The organism is Mesorhizobium sp. M8A.F.Ca.ET.181.01.1.1 (genome assembly GCF_004792025.1).
Taxonomy (GTDB): domain Bacteria; phylum Pseudomonadota; class Alphaproteobacteria; order Rhizobiales; family Rhizobiaceae; genus Mesorhizobium.
The window spans coordinates 1-24,288 of the sequence record NZ_SRTV01000022.1 but is presented as its reverse complement, the minus strand read 5'-3'; the positions used below and the strand labels follow the sequence as shown (position 1 = coordinate 24,288).

20 protein-coding genes, 1 tRNA gene and 3 pseudogenes are annotated in these 24,288 nt (G+C 65.8%); 5 read left to right on the top strand and 19 right to left on the bottom strand.

The window, feature by feature from the left end:
* Positions 1–116: pseudogene (locus EN824_RS32950) on the top strand (IS630 family transposase); the annotation flags it as partial.
* A gap of 183 nt (positions 117–299) precedes the next feature.
* On the opposite strand, the gene EN824_RS32945 reads toward EN824_RS32950, so the two are convergent.
* The 5 genes and pseudogenes from EN824_RS32945 to EN824_RS32925 form a co-directional block, all read right to left on the bottom strand.
* The gene (locus tag EN824_RS32945) at positions 300–2,333 is read right to left on the bottom strand and encodes a hydantoinase/oxoprolinase family protein (protein WP_135918038.1); all 2,034 of its coding nucleotides are present in this window, start codon (positions 2,331–2,333) and stop codon (positions 300–302) included.
* A 170-nt stretch (positions 2,334–2,503) separates the two neighbouring features.
* Positions 2,504–2,858, bottom strand: a pseudogene (locus tag EN824_RS32940) (endonuclease domain-containing protein).
* 95 nt (positions 2,859–2,953) lie between these two features.
* On the bottom strand, positions 2,954–3,580 hold the full coding sequence (locus EN824_RS32935; RefSeq protein ID WP_135883846.1) for a CDGSH iron-sulfur domain-containing protein: 627 nt from the start codon (positions 3,578–3,580) through the stop codon (positions 2,954–2,956).
* A gap of 111 nt (positions 3,581–3,691) precedes the next feature.
* Positions 3,692–4,063 carry a hypothetical protein gene (locus tag EN824_RS32930; protein ID WP_135933140.1) on the bottom strand — a complete coding sequence of 124 codons (372 nt, stop codon included), beginning with the start codon at positions 4,061–4,063 and terminating at the stop codon, positions 3,692–3,694.
* Positions 4,064–4,210: 147 nt separating this feature from the next.
* Positions 4,211–4,462, bottom strand: a complete 252-nt coding sequence (locus EN824_RS32925; protein WP_135933139.1) for a DUF1127 domain-containing protein — start codon at positions 4,460–4,462, stop codon at positions 4,211–4,213.
* A gap of 211 nt (positions 4,463–4,673) precedes the next feature.
* Between EN824_RS32925 and EN824_RS32920 the strand changes: the two genes are divergently transcribed.
* On the top strand, positions 4,674–6,194 hold the full coding sequence (locus tag EN824_RS32920; protein ID WP_135933138.1) for a winged helix-turn-helix domain-containing tetratricopeptide repeat protein: 1,521 nt from the start codon (positions 4,674–4,676) through the stop codon (positions 6,192–6,194).
* A gap of 34 nt (positions 6,195–6,228) precedes the next feature.
* On the opposite strand, the gene EN824_RS32915 is transcribed toward EN824_RS32920, so the two are convergent.
* From EN824_RS32915 to EN824_RS32905, 3 genes are read right to left on the bottom strand one after another with little or no spacing between them, the layout of a single operon-like run.
* The gene (locus tag EN824_RS32915; protein WP_135883849.1) at positions 6,229–6,585 is read right to left on the bottom strand and encodes a hypothetical protein; all 357 of its coding nucleotides are present in this window, start codon (positions 6,583–6,585) and stop codon (positions 6,229–6,231) included.
* A gap of 50 nt (positions 6,586–6,635) precedes the next feature.
* Positions 6,636–8,123 (bottom strand): aspartate aminotransferase family protein, encoded by a 1,488-nt coding sequence (locus tag EN824_RS32910; RefSeq protein WP_135933137.1) that lies wholly within the window; start codon positions 8,121–8,123, stop codon positions 6,636–6,638.
* Between the two features lie 12 nt (positions 8,124–8,135).
* Positions 8,136–9,224, bottom strand: a complete 1,089-nt coding sequence (locus EN824_RS32905; RefSeq protein ID WP_135933136.1) for a pyridoxal-phosphate dependent enzyme — start codon at positions 9,222–9,224, stop codon at positions 8,136–8,138.
* A 247-nt stretch (positions 9,225–9,471) separates the two neighbouring features.
* On the opposite strand from EN824_RS32905, the pseudogene EN824_RS32900 reads away from it, so the two are divergent.
* Together EN824_RS32900 and EN824_RS32895 are read left to right on the top strand one after the other, a co-directional pair.
* Positions 9,472–11,443 (top strand): annotated as a pseudogene (locus EN824_RS32900) (BTAD domain-containing putative transcriptional regulator).
* A 98-nt stretch (positions 11,444–11,541) separates the two neighbouring features.
* The gene (locus tag EN824_RS32895) at positions 11,542–11,718 is read left to right on the top strand and encodes a hypothetical protein (protein ID WP_168247798.1); all 177 of its coding nucleotides are present in this window, start codon (positions 11,542–11,544) and stop codon (positions 11,716–11,718) included.
* Between the two features lie 39 nt (positions 11,719–11,757).
* Here the strand turns inward: EN824_RS32895 and EN824_RS32890 are convergent, their stop codons facing one another.
* From EN824_RS32890 to EN824_RS32830, 11 genes are all read right to left on the bottom strand, one after another.
* The gene (locus EN824_RS32890; protein ID WP_127871103.1) at positions 11,758–12,066 is read right to left on the bottom strand and encodes a UBP-type zinc finger domain-containing protein; all 309 of its coding nucleotides are present in this window, start codon (positions 12,064–12,066) and stop codon (positions 11,758–11,760) included.
* Positions 12,066–13,757, bottom strand: coding sequence for a cyclic nucleotide-binding domain-containing thioredoxin-disulfide reductase (locus EN824_RS32885; RefSeq protein WP_135933135.1), 1,692 nt, complete (start codon positions 13,755–13,757; stop codon positions 12,066–12,068). The genes EN824_RS32890 and EN824_RS32885 overlap by 1 nt, the downstream gene beginning before the upstream one ends.
* 149 nt (positions 13,758–13,906) lie before the next feature.
* A tRNA-Leu gene (locus EN824_RS32880) sits at positions 13,907–13,991 on the bottom strand.
* Between the two features lie 299 nt (positions 13,992–14,290).
* Positions 14,291–14,911 (bottom strand): 2,3-bisphosphoglycerate-dependent phosphoglycerate mutase, encoded by a 621-nt coding sequence (locus EN824_RS32870; protein WP_127279288.1) that lies wholly within the window; start codon positions 14,909–14,911, stop codon positions 14,291–14,293.
* A gap of 92 nt (positions 14,912–15,003) precedes the next feature.
* The gene (gene dapB / locus EN824_RS32865; protein WP_135933134.1) at positions 15,004–15,849 is read right to left on the bottom strand and encodes a 4-hydroxy-tetrahydrodipicolinate reductase; all 846 of its coding nucleotides are present in this window, start codon (positions 15,847–15,849) and stop codon (positions 15,004–15,006) included.
* Positions 15,846–17,705, bottom strand: a complete 1,860-nt coding sequence (locus tag EN824_RS32860) for an ABC transporter ATP-binding protein (RefSeq protein WP_135933133.1) — start codon at positions 17,703–17,705, stop codon at positions 15,846–15,848. Before EN824_RS32860 ends, dapB begins: the two co-directional genes overlap by 4 nt.
* A gap of 78 nt (positions 17,706–17,783) precedes the next feature.
* Complete coding sequence (locus tag EN824_RS32855) at positions 17,784–18,830, bottom strand: glucokinase (protein ID WP_135933132.1); 1,047 nt, start codon at positions 18,828–18,830, stop codon at positions 17,784–17,786.
* A 365-nt stretch (positions 18,831–19,195) separates the two neighbouring features.
* Complete coding sequence (mepA, locus tag EN824_RS32845) at positions 19,196–20,284, bottom strand: penicillin-insensitive murein endopeptidase (RefSeq protein WP_135933131.1); 1,089 nt, start codon at positions 20,282–20,284, stop codon at positions 19,196–19,198.
* 101 nt (positions 20,285–20,385) lie between these two features.
* On the bottom strand, positions 20,386–21,306 hold the full coding sequence (locus EN824_RS32840) for an SDR family NAD(P)-dependent oxidoreductase (protein WP_135933130.1): 921 nt from the start codon (positions 21,304–21,306) through the stop codon (positions 20,386–20,388).
* Positions 21,303–22,457 (bottom strand): tRNA epoxyqueuosine(34) reductase QueG, encoded by a 1,155-nt coding sequence (gene queG / locus EN824_RS32835; protein WP_135921778.1) that lies wholly within the window; start codon positions 22,455–22,457, stop codon positions 21,303–21,305. The genes EN824_RS32840 and queG overlap by 4 nt, the downstream gene beginning before the upstream one ends.
* A complete protein-coding gene (locus EN824_RS32830) occupies positions 22,438–23,130 on the bottom strand; it encodes a glutathione S-transferase family protein (protein ID WP_015314714.1) in 693 nt (230 codons plus the stop codon). The genes queG and EN824_RS32830 overlap by 20 nt, the downstream gene beginning before the upstream one ends.
* A 171-nt stretch (positions 23,131–23,301) precedes the next feature.
* On the opposite strand from EN824_RS32830, the gene EN824_RS32825 reads away from it, so the two are divergent.
* Positions 23,302–24,108 (top strand): undecaprenyl-diphosphate phosphatase, encoded by an 807-nt coding sequence (locus EN824_RS32825; RefSeq protein ID WP_135862880.1) that lies wholly within the window; start codon positions 23,302–23,304, stop codon positions 24,106–24,108.
* Positions 24,109–24,288 lie beyond the last annotated feature (180 nt).

Sequence of the window (24,288 nt, the reverse complement as noted above, 5' to 3'; positions counted from 1 at the left end):
AGAAACGCACCGTCGAGGAAACTTGGCGTCACATCGGCCACCTCGTCGAAACCATCGAGGCAGCCGAATGCAAGAACTACTTCGAAAACGCCGGATACGCTTCCGTCAAAACATGAAACGCTCTAGGGTCTCCGCAACGTCGCTTCGCTCCCGCTCCGCCCTAGGATGACGAAGGCGCAGGATTCAGGTCAGGCCGAGTCGAAAATGGTGGCGTCCGAGAACCGGAGCGGAGCGTACTTAAGGGACGTGAGCACCGGAAGCGCAGGACGCCGCCATTTGCAGGCCGGCCTCACCTGAATCTAAACCGCGATCCTTGGCCTGCCCGAGGCCACCGCCACCACATGCGCTTCGATGAACATGCGCTGCGCTTCGACGGTCGAGACACGGAACTCCGTCGCGACCTCGATCTCGGCGCTGTCGGTGCCGGCATCGCGGGCGCGTTGGGCGACAATCGCCCGCACGTCGGCCTCGGCGGCCGCGATCGCCGCCGCTTCGTCGAGAAAGTCGCGCACCGTTTCGCCCGAGGCAAGCCGGAACAGGCCTTCCTTGGGCTGGCTGACGCGGGCCTCGGCCGAAACCCTGACCTGGCCGACGACGGCGCCGAGCGCGTTGGCGACATCGGTATCCCGGGGCACCACGCAGTCATTGCCGACCAAGGGCGCCAGACCGGCGTAATGCAGAGGGGCCGAAGCGCCCAGCCCAATGACGGGACGGTCGAGCGCGACGCTGAGGCGAGCGATGCCTGGATGCGCATCGACGGCGCGCTGCACCAGCGCGTGCGCCACGGTGGCCGCACCATCGAGCCCGTCCTCGGCAAAGGCGGTTTCCAGGATGTATTCGGCCGACCAGCGCGTCAGCGTCACCAGCACGCGTTCCGAAATCACCTCCGGTGATGCGGCGATCGGCTGGCCACGGCCATCGCGCCTGCGGGCGAACAGTTCGGCGCCAAGGCGGGCGGCGGCGACATCCCAGTTCGCCTGCTTGCCGAGCACATGAGCGGCGTCCGATGGCGTGAAGCCTGAGATATGCACCAGCCCGCGCGAGACCAGCCGGTTCAGGGTGGCATTCTGGGCGTTCGAGGTCAGCAGCCTGTCGAGGGCAAGCGGCGTCGCGCCGATCGCCTCGTAGAGCTTCGCCTCCGGGACGGTCAGCCCCGCCGCGAGCCGGTCCGGCACGCCGGTGCGGACCGCGAAGCGGCCATCCATGCGGCCGGTGTTGGGGGCGCGCAACTGGCGTTCGAGCTCCGCCGTCACCGCCTCGCCATGCGCCATGCCGGCCAGCGCCAGCGGCACCAGGCGGCGCGGCCCGAGCAGGATTTTCGGGTTGAGCGCGCCATCCTCCAGCGTCACCTCGGAATCGCCGCCGAGGCCGAAAGTGCGCATGGCGACCGCCTCGACCATGGTGCGGAAGCCACCGACGGTGGCGCCTTCCGGATCGAGCCGCGGCCGGCCGCCATCGAGCACGGCGACGTCGGTGGTGGTACCGCCAATGTCGGACACCACCGCATTGTCGAGCCCGGTCATGTGGCGGGCGCCGACGAGGCTGGCGGCGGGACCCGAGAGGATCGTCTCGATCGGCCGCTGGCGGGCAAACGCCGCCGAAACCAGCGCGCCATCGCCACGCACCACCATCAGGGGCGCGGCGATGTCGCGCGCCGCGAGAAAGCCCTCGGTCGCCGCCACCAGCCGGTCGATCATCGAGATCAGCCTGGCGTTGAGCAGCGTGGTGAGCGCCCGGCGCGGACCGCCGAGCTTGGCCGACAATTCATGGCTTGCCGTGACCGGCAGGCCGGTCCTGTCGCGGATCAGCTCGCGGGCGGCGATCTCGTGCGCGGGATTGCGGGTGGCGAAATAGGCGCAGACGGCAAAGCCGGACACCGAGGCGCCGAGTTCCGGCAGCATCGCCTCCAGTCCGGACAGATCGAGCTTTGCCGCATTGCCATGCACATCATGGCCGCCCGGACAAAACACCACCGGGTCGGTGCCAAGTGCGGTCTTCAAGCCATCGCGGGCAAGATCGGCCTCGGAAAAGCCGATCATGACCAGCGCCACCCGGCCGCCCTGACCCTCGACCAGTGCGTTGGTGGCGAGCGTCGTCGACATCGAGACCAGCTTGATGTCAGCCGGATCGGTGCCCGCTTTCTCCAGCACCGCATCGACGGCGCCAGAAATGCCGACGGCCAGATCATGCCGCGTGGTCAGCGCCTTGGCCTTGGCCAGCACCTTGCCCTTGTTCGCTCCCTGCTGGGGACCTTCGGTCTCGGACCACAGCACGGCATCCGTGTAGGTGCCGCCGGTGTCGATGCCGAGAAAGAGAGGTTTTGGCTTGGTCATTTTGGGGCGGGGTCCGGGCAGATTGTTTGGTTGCCTGCCCTTAGCGGATACGGGCTTGCGGATAAAGCCGGGAGAGATGGGCCACAAGCGATCTCCCCCCTCGTTGGGGAGATGTCCGGCAGGACAGAGGGGGGCGCTGTCCCGCCGACCTTGCCGCGGTTATGGCAGCATCAGCCAAGCCCGGCCGCCATAACAATATGCTGGCACACATTATCGATGTCGCGAATGACGTCGTCGTTCCAGAAGCGCAGAACGATTCAGCCGTCTTGCTCCAGGCGCGATGTCCTGGCTTGGTCGCCGGTGATTGGGTCCGCATGCTGGGAGCCATCGACTTCGACGACAAGTTTCTTCTCCGGACAAGCAAAGTCGACAATGTAGCCGGCGATTGGAAATTGCCGGCGGAAGCCAAGCCCCATCAAACAGTGCGCGAAGCTCGTTCCACAGCTTCAATTCAGCTGGTGTCGTGACCTTGCGCATCGATCTGGCGTTTGCGCGATGTCTTGGAGGCAAAGGCGTATGAGGCATTGCACTATTCGCTGCGTGTTGGAGGCAGCGCTCTACGGCGCCCCCCTCTGTCCTGCCGGACATCTCCCCCACGAGGGGGGAGATTGGCTACTCACCTATCCCACAAACCCCACCTTCTTATGACTGCCATCGCAGAACGGTTTATTCGCGGAATGGCCGCAGCGGCAAAGGAAGACCTTGGTGGTGCGGTCGACCGTGTGACCGGTGCCGGTGACGATCTCGACATTGCCTTCGAGCTTGAGCGGACCGTTGGGGGTCGGCGTCGCCTTCAGCGGCCCGTCACGGGTCTCCAGCGCGGGCGTGTCCTTCAGCGCCGGTTCGCCGGTGGCGGCAAAGCCCGCCTTGATGTGGCTGTTGTCGCAGAACGGCTTGTTCTGCGAGGCGCCGCAGCGGCAGAGCGTGGCGCGATAAAAAGTCTCGTCACCAAGCACGATCTCGGCATGCACCGCCAGCGGACCATTTTCTCGTAGCCGCACGGTGTTGACCACTGGTGGCTTTTCCTGCGGCCCGCCATCCTTGCGCACATAGGTGATGGCGCCCGAGGGGCAGTTCTCGGCCAGCGCGACGATCTTTTCGACGCTGGCCGCCTCGGGATGGATCCATTGGCCCGGCGCATTGGGCACGAAGACATGCGGGTCGCCCAGCACGCAATTGCGCGAATGGATGCAGCGCTTGCCGGAAAATCCGACGTCGATCTTGTCGCTTTCGACCGTGCCGGCCACTGGCGTGCTCCCTGTTTGCCTGGAGCACGCCGCGCCTGAATACGCGGCGTGCCTTGGGTATTTGGACAGGCTATGGCTCCCAGCAGGAAAACCGTCAAGCTGGCAAACCGGTCAGGGGACCAGATCGATCTCCTCGGTCTCGCCGCCGCTGCAGGTATAGCAGCAATCCTCGCATTTTTCCTTGTTGCCGGGGCCGACGCCCCAATAGGTGCCTTCGTCGCCGTCGACCCAGGCGCCATAGCAGATCGATTCGCCTTCATTGCAGGAAATCGGCAGCTGCTTGGTCTCGCCGTCGTCGAGATAGAAATCCTTGCCATCGCCCGGCCAGACATAGTCGCGGTCCTGGCTGTAGAGCTCGAGGCGCATGGCATTGGGGTGGCTGTTCTTGACGGCGAAGGTGACGTCGCCGGCATGGGCGGCTGGGACAAGCAGGACGGCAAGCGAAAACGCGGCGGCAAGCCGGCGCGCGGATGTGAAAGACATGGAAACCCCCGATGTAGAATCGGCCCCCACGGCCGATGGGGGATCATGGCATGACGCGGGCCGGCGCTAAAGGGATGATGCCGGCAATCCCTGCCAAATCATCGCGGCATTTCGCCTTATCGCTGCCAAAAGGGCAGCTTGGTCGCCTTATCGCTGCCAGAAGGGCAGCTTGGCGATCTCTTCCTCGACCTGCCGTGTCGTCAAGCCGATGTCGTCGATCAGATGCGGATTGGCTTGCGCCATCTGCTTCAGCTGCCAGCGAAAGTGTGCCTGCTCGCGCCAGGCAGCGATGGTGTTTCGCAAGCTCGCCAGGCTGTAGCGCCGACGCGGCGCGTGCGTGGAACTTGCGGGCATTCCCGGCCGCAGTGCCTGCGGGACCGAAGCGAGGATATGGTTCATGACAACCTCCGTGGGGCCGGACTTGAGGGCCCTCGAGCTGAAAGAGGTTGAATTCTGCCGGATACGAACGCTGCCGTAATTAAACCCTCCCAAATAGTTCTCAAAAGTTCCAAACCGGCGTCTAACGCTTTGTTTTCACGCAATTCCCTGGCAAAGCGCTACACGCTTCTCCGCTTCGCGTTTTGCCTCGAATTGCTCTATAGATGCGCCGATGCAGGGAGAGCGCTTTGCCTTTGGCCCGTTCGTGCTCGATTCCGGTGCGGGAACGCTGCTCCGGAACGATGTCCCCGTGGCCATCGGCCACCGCGGGCTGAAGCTGCTCGCGGCGCTGGTCGCAAGATCCGGCGAAATCCTCGAGAAGGCCGAATTGATGGACGCGGCATGGCCCGGCACGGCCGTCGAGGAAGGCAACCTCACCGTCCAGATCGCGCAACTGCGCAAGCTGCTTGGCCCGCCCGGCATTGCGGGTGAGGGGAGCGGTGAATGGATCGCCACCGTTCCACGCGTCGGCTACCGTTTCACGGCGGCCGTCGAACACCTCAATGGCACGAAGCGAAAGCCGTTGCCGCTGCCTGACAAGCCATCGATAGCGGTGCTGCCCTTCGTCAATTTCGGCAACGATGCCGGGCAGGACGCCTTCTGCGACGGCTTGACCGAAGACCTGATCACCGACCTGTCGAGGATCTCCGGCCTGTTCGTCATCGCGCGCAATTCGACCTTTGCCTACAAGGGAAAGGCGATGGACGTGCGCGAGATCGCCAGGGAACTCGGCGTCCGCTATCTGCTGGAGGGCAGCGCGCGGCGCGATGCGGGGCGCGTGCGCATCAACGCGCAGCTGGTCGACGCGGCGAGCGGCGATCATCTGTGGGCGGAACGCTTCGACCGCGGCCTGGACGATATCTTTGCCGTCCAGGACGAGGTGACCGCCAAGATCGTGGAGGCGCTGCTCGGCCGGCTGCGCGCGCCGCCGCCACGCAACCGGCCCCGCAATCTCGACGCCTACGATCTGTGCGTGCGGGCGCGCAAGCTGATCGACGATTCGCCGCAGACGGCGCGGGAAGCGCATCTGATGCTGACGCGCGCGGTCGCGCTCGATCCCGGCTACGCCGAGGCCTATCGCTGGCTCGCCATGAACCACTGGATGGGATGGGTGCATTGGGGCGCGCCGGTCGACCCCAACCGCCGCATTGCCCTGGATCTGGCGCGCAAGGCGGTCGCGATCGATGCCAACGATGCCGGCTGCCACTGGGTGCTCGGCAATCTGCTTGCCTATGAGCATGATTTCACCGAGGCGGATGCCGAATTCGCCAGAACCTTCGAACTCGACCCCAACGAGGCCGACGCCTGGGCGACATTGTCCGATATAACGACGCTCGCCGGGCGGGTCGAGCAAGGCCTTGAGCACATTCGCAAGGCGTTCCGGTTGAACCCGTTTCCGGCGAGCTGGTACTATCTGACGCTCGGCCAGGCGCAATATGCGGCGCGTGACTATGAAGCAGCCATCGAGACGCTGCGCCGGGACGAGACCTACCGCACCAGTTCACGCCGCTTCCTGGCGGCGAGCCTTGCGCAACTTGGCCGGCTCGACGAGGCGCGCGCCGAGGTCGAGCTGTTCCTCGTCGGCAACCCGCATTTCACCACCAGCCATTGGGTCTGGACCGAGCCCTTCCGCGACGACGCGACGCGCGCGCATTTCATCGAGGGCTTCCACAAGGCCGGCCTTCCAGACTGACGCGTCGGAATAACCGCCTGCACGAGATCCCTGATCACGGCACCAGGTCGATCGTCTCTGTCGTGTGTTCCACGCAAATGAAGCAGCAGGTATCGCAAGGCTGGTCGTTGTCCGGCCCGACGCCGGCGGAAATCTTGTCATTGCCCTCGACCCAGGCGCCATAGCAGATGCGTTCGCCCTGATTGCAGGAGATCGGCACTGATTTCTGCGAGCCCGGATCGACGAGAAACACCTTGTCGTTGCCCGGCCAGACGGTCTCGCGGTCGCGGCTGAACAGCTCGACCGCGACCCCTTCCTTGCGCAGGTTCTTGATGAAGAAGGCCATGTCGGCGGCCTCGGCCGAATTGGCCAGGACCAGTGCCGCCAGCGCAACCATGCGAAACAGCGTCACCGCCGACCTCCCCCGAATCATCGCGGGCAGGTTCGCACGGCCGCCCGGAACTAGGAAGACACCGGGCCCTGCGTAGTGATCTCACGCCCGAGCCTCACCACTTCACGCACCAGCAGATCGAGATCGTCACGTCGGGTGCGATGGTTGGTGATCGCCACGCGCAGCCAGTGCCCACCATGCACGGTGGTGTCGGAGAGTGCCGCGATGCCTTGCTCCTGCAGCCGCAGCATGATCTCGGTGTTGAGCGCCTTCAGCGCTTCGCTCGCCAAACCGGGCTGGTAGCGGAAGCAGACGATGTTGATGGTCGGGGCCGCCGCCAGCTCCAGCGAAGGCTCGGCCTCGATCAGCCCGGCCAGATAGGAGACCTGCGCGATGTTCTGGTCGATCAGGCGGCCGAATTTTTCGACGCCATGCTCTTTCAACGCCATCCACACTTTCAGGGCGCGAAAGCCGCGCGAGGTCTGCAGGCCATAGTCGTGCAGCCATTCGCCGGAGGCCAGGCCGCGCGGCGTCGATTCCAGATATTCGGGCGTCACCGCGAAGGTCCGGCGGTGCGCGGCGGCATCCCTGACCAGCGCACAGCCGACCTCGAAGGGCGCGTGCAGCCATTTGTGCGGATCGAGCGCGATCGAATCGGCCCATTCGACGCCGGCGACGCGATGCTTGTTATCAGGCGCGATGGCGATCAGCGCGCCGATGCAACCGTCGACATGGAACCACAGGCCCTCCTCATGCGCGAGTTTGGCTAGCGCCTTGAGGTCGTCGATCGCCCCGGTGTTGACCGTGCCGGCATTGCCGATGACGCAGGCCGGCTTGAACCCGGCTGCCCGGTCCTCCGATATCGCGCTGCGCAGGGCCGATATGTCGATGCGCAGCCCGGTGTCGGTCGCAATCCGGCGCAGCGCCCGGTTGCCCAGGCCGAGCGCTTCCATGGCCTTGCGGTGGCAGGAATGGATCTGGTCCGAGCCGTAGAAGCGCAGCGGTCTTTCGATCGCGGCGACGCCGTGCTCACGCACGTCGATGCCCGCCTTGGTATTGCGCGCCACCGTCAGGCCGATGATGTTGGCCATCGAGCCGCCACTGACCAGCGTGCCCGAGGCCGATGCCGGAAAGCCGAGCATCTCCTTGCACCAGTTCACCACCTGGCTGTCCATCAGCCCGGCGGCATGGTTGCCGCCGCCGAGATTGGAGCCCTGGATCGCCGCCAGGAAATCGCCGAGCGCGCCGGTGAAGTTGCTCGATCCCATGTACCAGGACCAGAAGCGCGGGTGGGTGTTGCCCATGGGATAGGACATCACGGTGCGGGAGACGTCCTCGTAGACAGCGGCAAGCGGCGCCGGCGACCGCGGCAACGGGGCGGTGAAAAAGTCCCGCACCTGGCCGGGCATCTCCCGCCATACGGGGCGGTCGCGCAGCTCGCGCAGATAGTCGACGGCATCATCGACGACCCGATGCGACAGGGCCTGCACATCGGCCCAGTCGGCGGGGTCGAGCGTTTCCTCGACCACCATGTCGAGTTGTTCGTGCGCGACGTCCATGACACCCCCCCGTCAAGCCGCCGGGAACTGGCAGCCGGGCGTCGAGCGCGACAGCGCCATCTCGCCGGCGTCCATTTCGGCCTCGATGCCGTCGAACAACGGTGTCGACATGTAGCGCTCGCCAGTGTCGGGCAGCATGCACAGGATCACCGATCCGGCCGGCGCCTTCTCGGCGACCTGGCGCGCAACGGCGAAGGTGGCGCCGCCGGAAATGCCGGTAAAGATGCCTTCCTTCTGGGCCAGCGCCCGTGCCCATTTGATGCCCTCCGGCCCAGCGATCGGCATGACCTCGTCATAGAGGCTGGCGTCGATCGCTTCCTGCAGGACATTGGGGATGAAGTCCGGCGTCCAGCCCTGGACGGGATGCGGCTCGAAGGCCGGATGGCTGGAGGCGGGAGCGCCATCGGCACCGCGCGGCTGCGCCTTGCCGCTGCCGATCAGTTGCGCATTGGCCGGCTCGGAGAGCACGATGCGGGTATCGGGCCGTTCGCGGCGCAAGACGCGCGCCACGCCGACGACGGTGCCGCCGGTGCCATAGCCGGTGACGAAGCAGTCGAGCCGCGAGCCGGCGAAATCGTTGATGATCTCGCGCGCGGTCGTCGCTTCGTGGATCGCGGCATTGGCGGCCGTCTCGAACTGGCGGGCAAGGAACCAGCCATTGGCTTCGGCCAGTTCGACCGCCTTCTTGTACATGCCAAAGCCCTTTTCGGCGCGGGGCGTCAGCACCACCTTGGCGCCGAGCATGCGCATCAGCTTGCGGCGCTCGACGGAAAAGCTGTCGGCCATGGTGACGACCAGCGGATAGCCTTTTTGCGCACAGACCATGGCGAGGCCAATCCCGGTGTTGCCGCTGGTCGCCTCGACCACGGTCTGGCCGGGCTTCAGCGCGCCGCTGCGTTCGCCTTCCTCGATGATGTTGAGCGCCAGCCGGTCTTTCACCGAGGCTGCCGGGTTAAAAAACTCGGCCTTGACATAGATGGTCGCATGGGCCGGCGCGAGATTGTTGATGCGCACCGCCGGCGTGTCGCCGACCGTGTCGAGAATGCTGTCGAACAGGCGGCCGCGCCCGGAGGTGGTCCTGATTTTCTGTTTGTTCAACATCGTTGACTCCTCGATCGTGTTCATCTTCACGGGCCGGTTACAAACCGGCGCGTTGGGCGGCGAGGTTTCGAGACGTTGCCGCGCTAGGACTGACCTGCCGGCGATGCGGCAATGAGCGCGGCTGGCGCGAAATTCGCCACCGGATGCGCCATGTCGTGTTTGGTGATAGAGCAAAGGCCGACAGGCCAGCGTGGGAGCAGGCGTGGAAACGGACGTGGAATCCGCACCATCGAGACAGGACGGCGGCATGCCGTGCCTGTCGGTGCGGCTGCTCGGACCGCTGACGATCACGCATAACGGCGTGCCGATGGCACTGCCGGCGTCGCGCAAGCTGCGGGCGCTGCTTGCCTATCTGGTGCTGGCGCCACATCCGGTAGGGCGCGGCCGCCTGTGCGAGCTTCTGTGGGATGTGCCCAACGATCCGCGCGGCGAGTTGCGCTGGTGCCTCAGCAAGTTGCGCGGCGCTCTCGACACGCCGGAGCGGCGCCGTGTCCGCTCGCAAGACGATACTGTCTCGCTCGATCTCAGCGGCTGCCTCGTCGATGTACTGGAGATCGGCCACGCCGCCACGCAGGGGATCGACGCGCTCGATGCGGAGCGGTTGCGAGCGCTGGCAAAACTCTTCGCCGGCGATTTCCTCGAAGGCCTGGAGCTCGAACGCAGCCCGCACTTCAACAGCTGGCTGATCGGCCAGCGCCGCCGCTTCCGGTCCATCCACGCGGCGGTGCTGGAACAGCTCGTGGCGAGCCTGCCAGCGGACTGCGACGAGGCGATCGCGCATCTCGACAGATGGGTGGAACTCGCGCCTTTCGACGGGCGCGCGCATGCGACGCTGCTGGCGAGCCTCGCCAGGCGCGGCGAGATCGCCGCGGCCGAAAAGCACTTGGCGGCGGCGGCACGATTGTTCCAATCGGAAGACCTGGATTTCGCGCCGCTCCGGTCAGCCTGGCGGACGATCCGTGACGAGCAGCCGCCGCGGGTCCAGCCGGCCTGCCGGTCCACGGCGGCGCAATTGGCGCCCCCGAGCGACCCTGGCCCGGTCGAGCCGAGCCATGCATCGCTGGCAGTGATGCCGTTCGTCGAGGAATCCGGCCCGCGCGGTGGGCTGGCCGACGGCCTCACCCACGACATCATCACCCGTCTCGCCAAGCTGCGGGATTTCTTCGTCATCGCGCGCGGATCGGTGTTCGCGCTGGCCGACAGGGGTATCGCGCCCGAGGAGGCAGGCCGCCGGCTGAAGGTCGACTATGTCGCCACCGGCACGGTGCGCAGCCCCTCGGGCCGTCTTATCGTCAGCGTCGAACTCATCGAGGTGCGCACGGCAAGGATCGTCTGGGCCGAGACCTTCGAGCGCCGGCCGGACGACATCTTCGCCGTGCTCGACGATATCGGCGACAGCATCGTGTCGTCGATCTCGGCCGAGATCGAAACGGTCGAGCGCAACCGCGCCCTGCTGAAGGCGCCCAACTCGCTCAATGCCTGGGAGGCCTATCACCGCGGCCTCTGGCACATGTACCGTTTCACCCAAGCCGAGAACGAAACGGCGCGGCATTTCTTTGCCACGGCCTTGCAGCTCGATCCGACCTTCGCCCGCGCCTATGCCGGCCTGTCCTTCACCCACTGGCAGAACGCCTTCCAGCGCTGGGGCGACCGCGACCGCGAAAGCGCGCTGGCCTTCGAGAGCGCCGGCCAGAGCCTGCTGGTCGACGACCACAATCCGGCCGCGGGCGATGGGGCGGGCGCTGTGGCTGCGCGGCGAACAGGACGGGTCGCTCTCCGAATTGGGGCGGGCCGTGGATCTCAGCCCGAATTTCGCGCTCGGCCATTACGCGCTGTCCTTCGTCCACTCGCAATCGGGCGACCCGCGGGCGGCGATAAGCTCGTCGGACCATTCGCGGCATCTCAGCCCCTTCGACCCGCTGCTGTTCGGCATGCTGGGGTCGCGCGCCATGTCGCATGTCCGGCTCGGCCAGTTCGAGGAGGCGGCCGAATGGGCGCTGAAGGCGGCGGCGCGACCCAATGCCCATACCATCATCCTGGCGATCGCCGCGCACTGCCTGGCGCTTGCCGGCCGGCTCGACGAGGCACGCGGCTTCGCCGCCGCCATCCGCAAGACGTTGCCGGACTACCGCGCCGACGACTTCATCGGCACGTTCCGCTTCGAGCCCGACGCCGAGGCGCTGTTCCGGCAAGGCGCCAGGCGGATCGGGCTCGGCTGATCTCAGGCTTGAGCGGCCCCCGTTAACGCTTCCGGAAGGAGTTGCTTAACCGTTCACCGCTATGTGACCTCCGGGGGGTCCATGGCAAAGTGAGTATGATGAGCAACAGCCCCGACAAGCGCAGCGAATGGCGCGCCATTCTTCATGTGCAGGCCCGTATTGCCGTACTGTTTGTCCCCGTTGTGGCCAGCCTGCTGCTCATCGCCGCGCTCGCCGGCAACGATCGCAAGTCGGTTCCCGATGTCGACCGAACGGTTACCGGGTCGGTGCGGTAAATCAGGCCGAACCCGCTTTTTTCCCGGCTCTCCGGGCGCTCAGTAAAAGCGCGGGATCGGTCCGTTCTGCGGAGTGGTACGGTCGCCGAGGTCGAGAAAGATTTCGTCGACATAGCACCAGCCCCAGCCTTCCGGCGGGTCATAGCCCTCTATGACGGGATGGCTGGTGGCGTGAAAATGCTTGGTGGCGTGGCGGTTGGGTGAGTCGTCGCAGCAGCCGACATGACCGCAGGTGCGGCAGAGCCGCAGATGGACCCACCACGATCCGCTCTTCAGGCATTCCTCGCAGCCAAGCGCGCTCGGCGTCACGTCCTTGACATCAGCCGCGTGTCTGCACTCGTCAGCCATCACACTCTCCCCACCGGTTGAGGCGCGTCGGCATGGCTGCCTTCCCGCGCAAGAAATGCATGCAATGCCGCCACCACTTGGGCGCCTTCGCCTACGGCAGCCGCGACCCGTTTGACCGACCCGGAGCGCACGTCGCCGATGGCGAACACGCCGCTGCGGCTCGTCTCCATCACGCCATGCGCCGATGCTATGTCCGATCCGGTGCGGATGAAACCCCTGGCATCCAGCGCCACGTCGGATTGAGCGAGCCAATCGGTGTTCGGATCGGCGCCGATGAACAGGAAGAGATGGCGGATCGGGCGCGTCGTCACCGCGCCGCTCGAGCGGTCGCGCCAGCGGACAGTGGCAAGATTGCCTTCCTCGCCGTCCAGCGCCTCGACCTCGGCGCCGGTCAGCACCTCGATGTTCGGCTGCGCCCTGATGCGCTCGACGAGGTAACGCGACATCGAGGCCTCGAGACTGCCGCCACGCGCCAGCAGCGCCACCTTACTGACATGGCTGGCCAGGTAGACGGCCGCCTGGCCGGCCGAATTGCCGGCGCCGACCAGCGCCACCTCCTGGCCGCCGCAAAGCCGTGCTTCGATGGGCGAGGCCCAATAATGCACGCACGTGCCCTCGAACTCGGCGAGGTTGGCGACATCGAGGCGGCGGTAGCGCGCGCCGCTGGCGATCACCACCGAGCGCGTGCGCACCGTCTCGCCGTCGCCGACCGCAAGCTGGTAACGCGCGCCGCCAGTGGCGGCGCCGAGCAGCTTCACCTCGTCGGGGATGACCATCTCGACGCCGAATTTCTGCGCCTGGTTGTAGGCGCGCGCCATCAGCGCCATGCCGGTAATGCCCGTGGGGAAGCCGAGATAGTTCTCGATGCGCGCGGAAGCGCCGGCCTGGCCGCCAAAGGCGCGGCAATCGAGCACGATGGTCGACAGCCCTTCCGAGGCCGCATAGACCGCCGCCGCCAGCCCGGCCGGCCCGGCGCCGACAATGGCGACGTCATAGACTTTGCTGGCGTCGACCGGCCGCAGCAGGCCGATGCAGCGGGCGAGATCTTTCTCCGCGGGATTGAGCAGCAGCCTGCCGTTCGGGCACAGCACGACCGGCAGGTGGTGCGGATCGACATTGAAGTGCTCGAACAGGGTCTTCGCGCAAGGATCGGTTTTGGAATCGAGCACGCGGTGGGGCTGGCCGCTGCGCGCGAGAAACCCCTGCAGGCGCAGGACATCGCCATTGTCGGCCGGCCCGACGATGATGGGACCTATCGTGCCGCTCTCGAGCAGCCCGACGCGGCGCAGGATCAGCGCCCGCATGATACGCTCGCCGAGATTGGCCTCCTGCACCATCAGGTCGCGCAGCCTCTGCGAGGAAATGACGAACGCCTCGACCGCCTCGGCGGCCTCGGCATTGACCAGCGAGGGACGGGCCGAAAGCTGCGCCAGCTCGCCGACGAAGCTGCCAGGGCCATGGGTGACGATCGTCTCGCGCCTGCCGAGCTTGCCGTCCTGGGTGATGTCCACCTTGCCCGACAGGATGACGATCAGCCCCGGGGACACATTTCCGGCCTCGAAAATGGGCTCGCCGGCGGCATAGGCGCTGGCCTCGCCGAACCGGCGCATGCGTTCAATGTCCGCCTCGGCCAGCGTTGGGAAGGCCTGGTCGCGGCGGGCGCCGAAGATCGCGGTGCTGGATTGAGACATGGTTGCGAGCGTAGCGAAGCGGGCGCGCGGTTTGAAGCGGTTTGTTCGGGACTGGCCAGGAGGCGAGGTCATCGCGCAAGAAAAAAGCCCGGGCGAACCGGGCTTTTCTCAAAATTTCTGAACCGAACATTTGGTTCGAAACGGGAATTTGGTGCCCAGAAGAGGACTCGAACCTCCACTCCTTGCGGAACACGGACCTGAACCGTGCGCGTCTACCAATTCCGCCATCTGGGCTGGTGCGGGCTCAATAAGCGGGCAAGCGATTGCTGTCAACGCGCTTTTTTCGAGGGCTGATGCTCGCCGGCTCAGTTTCGAGCGTCAGCGCCGCCCCTCATTGCCCTGCCGGGCATTTCTCCCCGTACAGTGACGGGGAGAAAGAAGCCAGCCGCAACGCTGGCGCCCTTTTTGCAACGCCGGCGATTGGCGAAATCGCCGATGACATCGCCCCTCTCCCCGTCACTATACGGGGAGAGGATGCCGGCAGGCAGGTGAGGGGCGGCGCCACGTTCCCAATTGGCGCAAATAACTGCCCGTCAGCCCTCCAGCACTTCCTTCGACGCCACGGTCGAATCGGCGTTGAGCGTGTAGATGACCGGCACGCCGGTGCCGAGCTCCAGCTTGACGATCTCCTCGCCCGACTTGCCGTCCAGCGCCATGATCAGTGCGCGCAGCGAATTGCCGTGGGCGGCGACCAGCACGGTGCCGCCGCGCAGCACGTGCGGCTGCAGATCGTGCAGATAGTAGGGCCAGACGCGGGCGCCGGTGTCCTTCAGGCTTTCGCCGCCGGGCGGCGGCACATCGTAGGAGCGGCGCCAGACATGCACCTGCTCCTCGCCCCATTTCTGGCGCGCGTCGTCCTTGTTGAGGCCGGAGAGGTCGCCATAGTCGCGTTCGTTGAGCGCCTGGTCGCGGATGGTCTGCAGGTCGCTCTGGCCGACCGCGTCGAGAATGTGCTGGCACGTCTTCTGCGCCCGGACCAGCGCGGAGGTGAAGGCGATGTCGAATTTCAGGCCGCGCGCCTTGAGTTTTTGGCCGGCGGCCTTGGCCTCGGCATGGCCCTGCTCGGTCAGGTCGACATCACGCCAGCCGGTGAACAGGTTCTTCAGGTTCCATTCGCTCTGGCCGTGGCGTACGAGCACAAGGGTTCTCGACATTTTTGCTCCTCTGGGGTCTGGGCAATTCCAGGAAAGGTGCGTAGCGGCTTTCCTACAGGACTTGCGTGAGACGAAGATGGTTCAGGGTCGTTTCAGGCAAGCCCAAGAACGTCCCGCATTGAGTAAAGGCCCGGTTTTTTTCCCCGCGCCCACAGTGCGGCCTTGACCGCGCCGCGGGCGAAGATGGCGCGGTCCTCGGCATGGTGGGACAGGGTGATGCGCTCGCCGGTGCCGGCCAGGATCACGCTGTGGTCGCCGACCACCGAGCCGCCGCGCAGCGTGGCAAAGCCGATCGAGCCGGTTTTTCGCACACCCGTATGGCCGTCGCGTGAACGCACATCATTGCCGGAAAGGGCGATGCCGCGCCCGGCGGCTGCGGCCTCGCCGAGCAGAAGCGCCGTGCCCGACGGCGCGTCGACCTTGTGCCTGTGGTGCATTTCGAGGATCTCGATGTCGAAATCGTCAGCATCGAGCGCCCGCGCCGCCTGTTCGACCAGCACCGCCAGCAGGTTGACGCCGAGGCTCATATTGCCCGACTTGACGATGGTCGCGTGGCGCGCGGCGGCAGCGATTTTCGCATTGTCGTCGGCCGAGCAGCCGGTCGTGCCGATGACATGGACGATGCGCGCCTGCGCCGCGTAGCCGGCGAACGCGACCGTCGAGGCCGGGGTGGTGAAATCGAGCACGCCATCGGCCTTGGCAAAGACCGGCAGCGGATCGCTGCCGATCGGCACGTCGATGCGGCCGACGCCGGCCAGTTCGCCTGCATCCTTGCCCAGATGGGGCGAATCAGCGCGTTCGACCGCGCCGATGACGCGGGCGCCCGGAATGGCGTGGATGGCGCGGATCAGCGTCTGGCCCATGCGGCCGGCCGCGCCGACCACCACAAGGCCCATATCGCTTGCCGGCTCGCCTGACGTTGCCGATGTTTCGCTCATGCCGTGCTCCCGGCGATGTTCTGGGTCTCTAATTCCTGGACCGAAGTCTCGGCCGGCGCGCTGTCGTCCACAAGCCCCAGGCCCTTGACGCCCTGTATGCGGTGGAAACGGGCATAGACGCTGTGCGGGTCGGCCATCAGCGAGGCGTGCGTACCCTCCTCGACCAGGCGGCCCTGCTCCAGCACGATGATGTGGTCGGCATTGACCACGGTCGAGAGGCGGTGCGCGATGACGATGGTTGTGCGCCCTTCCATGACCTTGGTGAGCGCCTGCTGGACCCGGGCTTCGGCCTCGTTGTCGAGCGCCGATGTCGCCTCGTCGAGCAGCAGGATCGGGGCTTGGCGCACGATGGCGCGGGCAATCGATACGCGCTGGCGCTGGCCGCCGGAGAGCGTGGCGCCATTCTCGCCGACCGGCGTGTCATAGCCTTGCGGTTGCTGGCGGATGAACTCGTCGGCCGCGGCCAGTCGCGCGGCCTGTTCGATCTCGGCATCGGTAGCCGATGGACGGCCATAGCGGATATTGTCGCGGATGGTGCCTTCAAACAGGTAGGGCGCCTGCGAGACATAGGCGATCGAGCCGCGCAGCGACTGTTTGGTGACCTGCGAGATATCCTGGCCGTCGATCGTGATCGTGCCGCTCTCGACGTCGTAGAAGCGCTGCAGCAGCGCCACCAGCGTCGTCTTGCCGGCACCCGATGCGCCGATGACGGCGGTCATCTTGCCGGCGGCGGCCACGAAGCTCAGACCCTGGAGGACAGGCGCCTCCTCGACATATCGGAAGGACACGTTGTTGAAGCGCACTTCGCCCGTGGTGAAGTTTGCCTGCGTGGCATCCGGGGCGTCGCCCTGCTTCGGCTCGAGGTCGAGCAGCTCGTAGATCATGCGCGCGTTGACCAGCGCCCGCTCCATGCCGACCTGCATTCGCGCCAGACGCCGCGCCGGGTCATAGGCCAGGATCAGCGCGGTGATGAACGAGAACACCGCGCCCGGCGGCTGCCCGAGAACGAGCGCCCGGTACCCGGAATAGGCAATGACGGAGGTGACGGCGAGGCCGGCCAGCATGTCGGAAATCGGCGCCAGCCGTTCGGAGACGCGGGCAATCTTGTTGGAGCGCTGTTCGGCGTCGCTGGCGAGCTTGCCGATGCGGCCCGCCAGCTCGTCCTCCATGGTGAAGGCCTTGACGATGGCGATGCCTTGCGTGGCTTCCTGCACGGCACCGATCAGCCGCGAATTGATCAGCACGGATTCGCGCGTGATGCGCCGCACGCGGCGCGTGAGATAGACGACGGCCCAGATCAGCGGTGGCCCGATCAGCAGCGAACTGAGCGACAGAACCGGATCCTGGTAGACCATGACGCCGAGAAGGCCGATCAACGTCACCGCGTCGCGGGTGATCGAGGTCAGCGTCAACGACAGCAGGTCGCGGATACCGCCGACGTTCTCGTTGACCTGCGCCGCCAGCCGGCCGGAGCGCGTGTCGTTGAAGAAGCCGACGCCAAGTTTCATTAGGTGATCGAAAATGCGCTTCTGGTAGCGCGCCACCAGATTGTTGCCGATCTTGGCCAGCGCCACCGCCTGGCCGTAACCGGCGAAGCCGCGCAGCAGGAAGGCCGCCATGAAGCCGGCGCAGATCCACACGATCGCATCGCCACGCCGTTCGTAGAAGATCTGGTTGACCATCGGAGCCATGATCCAGGCCGTGAAGGCGGTCGTGCCCGAAACGATCAGCGAGCAGGTGATGACCATCACATAGGTCCAGCGATAGTCGTGGCTGTTCTCAGCGAGAATGCGGCGCAGCACCGCTGTGACCTCGCCGGGCCGGGCTTTCAGCTTGTTTGGAGTTTGAAGTGTCAAATCAGAGGGCTTTTGTCGGTTTCCGCTTCCCGTGGCCGGGCATTCGGCCCCCCTATTAACGCCAAGCAGCCGGCTTGCCTATGCCTTGGGGTGACTAACTTCGTCGCGCCAGCGCCGGCCCGAGGTCTGGACGCCGAACAGCGAGGGGTTCCTGGCATAGGCGGCAAGGCCGAGAAGGGCTGCCAGCGGGTGGGTGATGACATAGACCGGCATGGTGCGCATCAGCGCGCTGTGCGGCGCCTTGTCCTCGAAGGCGGCGCGGAAATTGCCCTCCTTCAGCGCCGGCACGATCTTTTGCGCGATGCCGCCGGTGAGGAACACGCCGCCACGGCTCATGAACACCAAGGCAAGGTCGCCAGCGGTACGGCCGAGACAGGTAACGAAGGTCTCCAGCGCTTCCTGCGCCACCGGATCGGTCTTGGCCAGCGCCGCGGCGGTGACCTCGGCCGGCGTGGCGAAGGGCGATGGCTTGCCGTCGGCCTTGGCCACCGCGCGGTAGACGTTGACGAGGCCGCGTCCGCACAGAATCTGTTCGCCCGAAATGCGCCCCTCGAGCTTCTCTATATGCGGGAAGATCTCGAAATCGCGCGGCGTGCGCGGCCCGATGTCCATATGGCCGCCTTCGCCGGGTACGGGAATCCAGTGATGCAGCGCGTGGACCAGCCCGGCGACGCCGAGACCGGTTCCCGGACCGAGCACCACGCGGCCGGCATTGGGCTCGGGCGTGCCGCCGCCGATCTTTTCCATATGCTCTTCGCCGAGCGCGACGACGGCCAGCGCCTGCGCCTCGAAATCGTTGAGCACGACGATGTCGCTCAAGCCCAGATTGGCGAACATCTGCCTCGGCTTGACCACCCAGGGACAGTTGGTGAGCTCGATCTCGTCGCCGTCGACCGGACCGGCAACCGCCAGCACCGCCGAATTGGGCCGAACCGAGGAGCGGTCGAGCACGGCCGCCTGGATCGCTTCGTCGATGGTGGTGTAATTGGCGGTCTGGACGATGGTCGGCTCGCCGGCCTCGGAATTGGCGTCGAGCACGATCGAAAAGCGCGCATTGGTGCCGCCGATATCGCCGATCAGGATCGGAAACCGCAGCAAAGTCTCGTCATCTGCTGTGCTTGGCATGCTCTCGTCCGTCTTCGGCGCCCCGACGGCCACTGCCGTTCATCCGTTGACTAGCGCATGAGTTTGAAAAGGGAAAGCTGCTTGGGTTGAGTTCATAACAATCGGTTTAGGTTGGATCGCGCACTTGCCCGATTTGTCCAGCGCTGGCGCTGCCCCTCACCTGCCTGCCGGCATCCTCTCCCCGTATAGTGACGGGGAGAGGGGGGCTGGCGCCGATGATTTCGCCAATCACCAGCGCTGCTGGAAAAACGCCGACGGTGCAATCAGCCCTTTCTCCCCGTCACCATACGGGGAGAAATGTCCGGCAGGACAATGAGGGGCGGCGCCGACCTCGCCGATAGATCGTCTGATCAAGGATTGCCGAGTCAACCCCGTGGCCTTGGCCTCGGCACCGGCACGCCGACATCGGGCGTGGCGGTAAACGCGTTCAGCTCCGCCGGTAGCGGAGCAGCCCCTGATGCAACAGTCGGCGGCTCGGGGGGCGTTTCCGGCTCTTGTGCGGCGGCCGCCACCGGCACGGCGCCGCCATGATAGGTCGCCGCCTCCGCCGAGGCAGGCCCAGGCGCGTCGAGCACGGCGCGGCATTCCCTGGGCAGGTTGGCCATCGTCATCAGGTCGCGGGCCTTGGGCGCATCGGGGTTCTTGTTGGGCCGCCAGGGTTCCTGCGTGAACCACCAGGCTAGCGGCTTGCCGCAGCCATCATCATCGGGCGTCGCTTCCTGCCCCTTGCAAGTGGGCGAACCGGGCTGGCAGCCGATGCGCATGTGGAAATGGTAGTCGTGGCCCCAGAACGGCCGAATCTTGCGCAGCCAGGTACGGTCGCCCTTGACCGTGTCACAGAGCTTTTTCTTGATGCCCGGATTGACCAGGATGCGCTCGACTTGCGGGTAGCTCGCCGCGCGCTTCAGCAAAGCCGTGTGCGCCGGCGTCCACAGCGCGTCCTTCACCAGATGGGTCTTGTCGTCGACCATCAGCGTGGCGCTCATGTTTTCGCGCTGCGCCCTGGTCATCGTGCGGTCGGGCATCGGTGTCAGCCAGATGTCGGCATCGAGCCCGATCTGGTGCGAGGCGTGGCCGGTCAGCATCGGGCCGCCGCGCGGCTGCGCGATGTCGCCGATCAGCAGGCCCGGCCAGCCATCGGCGACGGCATCGCGCGACAGTTTCTCGATCAGCGCGATCAACGCCGGATGGCCCCAGCGGCGGTTGCGCGAAGGCCGCATCACCTGCCAGGTCGGGCCATCCATCGGAATGGCGACGCCGCCGGCAAAACAGCCCTTGGAATAGAAGCCGAAGGATTGCGGGGCGGTGGCCGTCGGCAGCTTCTCCGCACCGAACAGGTCTTTCGCCCGCTCCTCGGCCGCTGCCGGCTGCGCGAGACCGGTCAGGGCAAGCAAGCCAAGGGCGGCCGCCAGCAGTGATCTCTTGCCAAAAGACGACCGCGTCGCTGTCTTCATGAAATCGGATCCCACCAAACCCCAAGCCCGAATCATAGCACGCAACATGCGACGCTTCGATCGCTCTAACCCTTTAGCGCAATTCCGGACGGAAAACCGTTTCACACTTTTCCTGGAATTGCTTGTCCCTTCATCGGGCTGCGCGGCGCGCCGTCGCGCCAGTCGCCGCTTGCCCACATATGGTCGAAAGCGGCGCGGTAGTCGGGAAAGCGAAACCGATAGCCCGCCGCCTTGAGCGCTGCATTGGCGACCCGCTTGTTCTCGCCATAGAAGGACCGCGCCATGGGCGAAAGTTGGGCGGTCTCGAAGGGAATTTCGGGCGGCGCCTCGATCCCCATCAGCGATGCGGCATAGGCGACGACATCCTGTGGCGGTGCCGGCTCATCGTCGGTGACGTTGAAGATGCCACCCCTATTGCCGACGATCAGATGCCAGAGCGCGCCTGATATGTCGTCGCAATGGATGCGGTTGAACACCTGGTCCGGCTTGACCAGCCGCCTCGCGGTGCCGTTCTCCAGATTGACCAGCGCGTTGCGGCCCGGACCGTAGATGCCGGAGAGCCGCAGGATCGCCACCGGCCGGTCGATTTCCCGGCCGAGCTTCTGCCAGGCCTGCTCGGCCTCGACCCGCATGACCGAACGCTTCGAGACCGGCCGGCATTGGGCCGTTTCATCGACCCAGGCACCACCATAGTCGCCATAGACGCCGACGGTCGAGAGATAGCCGATCCATTTCAGGTCAGGTATCCCAGCGATTGCCTCGCGGGCGGCATTCAGCGCAGGATCGCCCGCGTCTTCCGGGGCGACCGAGATCACCAGATGGGTGGTTTTCTCCAGGGCTTCACCGATGTCGCTCGTCAACTTGCCGTCGAACAGCAGCGGGGCGATGCCGGCCTGGCGCAGCGCATCGAATTTTTCCTCGGAGCGTGTCGTGCCGAAGATGGTGGCGGCCCCTGTATTGGCGCGGGCAAAAGCCTTGCCCGAATAGCCGGCGCCGAAGATAAAGATCCGCTTTTCGCTCATGCATGCGTCCTGGTTGGCCGCGCCAGGCGCCATTCGTCGCGCACCATAGCGTCATCCTCGGTTTCCAGGCCGTTCGCGGCCCGTTCGGCATATTCGGTTTCCGGCACCAGCCGCGCCAGCGCCCAAATTGCCGCGCCCCGCACCAGCGGCGAGGCGTCGCCGAGCAGATCCCGAACGATGCCGGCAAGCGCGCCCTCGCCGGAATTGCCGACGGCGATCAGCACGTTGCGGACAAAGCGGTCGCGGCCGATGCGCTTGATCGGCGAGCCGGAGAAGAAGGCACGGAAGGCAGCATCGTCGAGGGTCAAAAGGTCGGCGAGCGCAGGCTCGCGCAAATCGTCGCGCGCGGCGAGCTTGGCCTCCGAAGCCGCACTGGCGAACTTGTTCCACGGGCAAGCGGCGAGGCAGTCGTCGCAGCCATAGATGCGGTTGCCGATCGCCTCGCGGAATTCATGCGGGATCGGCCCCTTATTCTCGATGGTGAGGTAGGAGATGCAGCGCCGCGCATCGAGCCTATAAGGCGCCGGGAACGCGTCGGTCGGGCAAGCGTCGAGGCAGGCGCGGCAAGAGCCGCAATGGTCGATCTCGGCCTCGTCGGGTGCCAGTTCGGCCGTGGTGAAGATGGTGCCGAGGAACAGCCAGGAGCCGTGCTCGCGGCTGACCAGATTGGTGTGTTTTCCCTGCCAGCCCAGCCCTGCTGCCTCGGCCAGCGGCTTTTCCATGACGGGTGCGGTGTCGACGAACACCTTCACGTCGCCGCCGGCGCGTGCGACGATCTTGCCGGCGATTTCTTTCAGCCGGCCCTTCATCACCTCGTGATAGTCGCGGTTTTGCGCATAGACCGAGATCGCGCCACGGTCGTGCTTCGACAACAGGTCGCGCGGGTCACGGTCAGGCCCGTAGTTCATCGCCAGCACGACGATCGAGCGCACGTCGGGCCAAAGCGTGGAGGGCTCGCTGCGGCGCGCAATCGTCTCAGCGATCCAGTCCATGGAGCCGTGAAAGCCATCGGCGACGAATTCGGCGAGTCTCGCCGGCGCCAGCGGGATCGCATCGGGAGTGGTGACGGCGACGGCATCGAAGCCGGCGCGCCGTGCCTCCGCGTCGATCAGCGCACGCAGTTTTGCCGCGTCAGAAGTCGAGGTCCGCATAGTGCGACACCGGCGACAGGCCGCGCACGCGGTCGGTCAAGAGCGGCCGGAACGAAGGCCGCGACTTCACCCGCGTGTACCATTCGCGCGCGGCGGGGTGTTCGCGCCAGTCGATCTCGCCGAGATAGTCGAGCACCGACAGCGTCGCGGCGGCCGCGAGATCGGCATAGGTGACCCTGCCGCCGGCCAGCCAGTGGCGGGTGCCGGCCAGCCAGTTGGTGTATTTCATGTGCTGGCGGATGTTGGCGCGCGCGGCGCGGATAGCGCCCGAATCGGGCGAGCCGCCGCCCGCGGTTTCCGGCATCACCGGCTTCAGCACGCGTTCGCGCACCAGGTGCCGGGTGACCTCGCTTTCGGCCTTGTTGAGATACCAGTCGATCAGCCGGCGGATTTCGGCGCGCTGCATCGGATCCTCGGCGAACAGCCGCTTGTCGCGCTTCAGCACGCCGCGCGTCTCGTCGAGATATTCCGAAATCACCGTCGCGCCGATGATCGGCACGTCACCTTCGGCCAGCAGGATCGGCAGCGTGCCAGCCGGGTTCAGCGCCAGGAACTCCTTGCGCCGCGTCCACGGCTTTTCCTCGATCAGCGCCAGCTCCTCGCCATACTCGCCAAAGGCGAGGCGGACGAAGCGGCAGGTGGCGAACATGGGATGGTGGAAAAGCGTCAGCATGGTTCCGCGATGATAAAGCGCACGAGTGTGGACTGGCGAATCGCCGGGCGCACCGGTAAGTCTTGGCCGCCCGGTTTGCGGGCCGTCAGGGGTGTTGCGACCTATAGGGGCACTTCGGCGCCATGACAAGCAAGCCATTCCGTTAGCCATCACGCCAATGCCGAGGTAGAAATGGAAAGCCAGACCATCGTCGAAGCCCTGCTGCTCGGCCTGCTGGAGGGGTTGACCGAATTCATACCGGTGTCCTCGACCGGCCATATCCTGCTCGCCGGCCATTTCCTCGGCTTCCAGTCGACCGGCAAGGCCTTCGAGATCCTGATCCAGCTCGGCGCCATCCTGGCGATCCTGAGCGTCTATTTCCGGCGGCTGTGGCAGATGCTGCTCGACCTGCCGCATGACCGGCTGACGCGGCATTTCGTCATCGGCATCCTCATCGCCTTCCTGCCGGCCGCGATCATCGGCGCGCTGGCGCACGATTTCATCAAGACGGTGCTGTTCGAATCGCCACGACTGATCTGCATCATGCTGATCATCGGCGGCGTGGTGCTGCTGGTGGTCGACCGCATGAACCTCAAGCCCGTCTATCGCGACGTCGAGCGGTTTCCGACCCGGCTTTACCTGCAGATCGGCCTGTTCCAGTGCCTGTCGCTGATCCCCGGCACGTCACGCTCGGGCTCGACCATCGTCGGAGCGCTGCTTCTGGGCGTCGACAAGCGGGCGGCGGCGGAATTTTCCTTCTTCCTTGCCATCCCGACCATGGTCGGCGCCTTCGCCTTCGACCTGTTCAAGAACCGCAACGTGCTGACCTCGGCCGACCTGCCGATCATCGCCATCGGCTTCGTCGCCGCCTTCGTCACGGCGCTGTTCGTGGTGCGCCTCCTGCTCGATTACGTCTCGCGCAACGGCTACTCGCTGTTCGGCTGGTGGCGGCTGGTGGTGGGCGTCGTCGGGCTGGTGGCGCTGATGATCTGGGGGTGATTGCAGCGACCGGTTCGGTTGGAGCCGCCGAACGTTAGCGCTGCCCCTCACCTGCCTGCCGGTGTCCAGCCGATAGATGGGTAACAGATTGAACCGGATACATAGGTAACAGTTCTCCCCCTATGCATCCGCCGCAGCGCCAAGCGGTTTGGTTGGCGCGGCGCTGCGGCGGACGAGCTT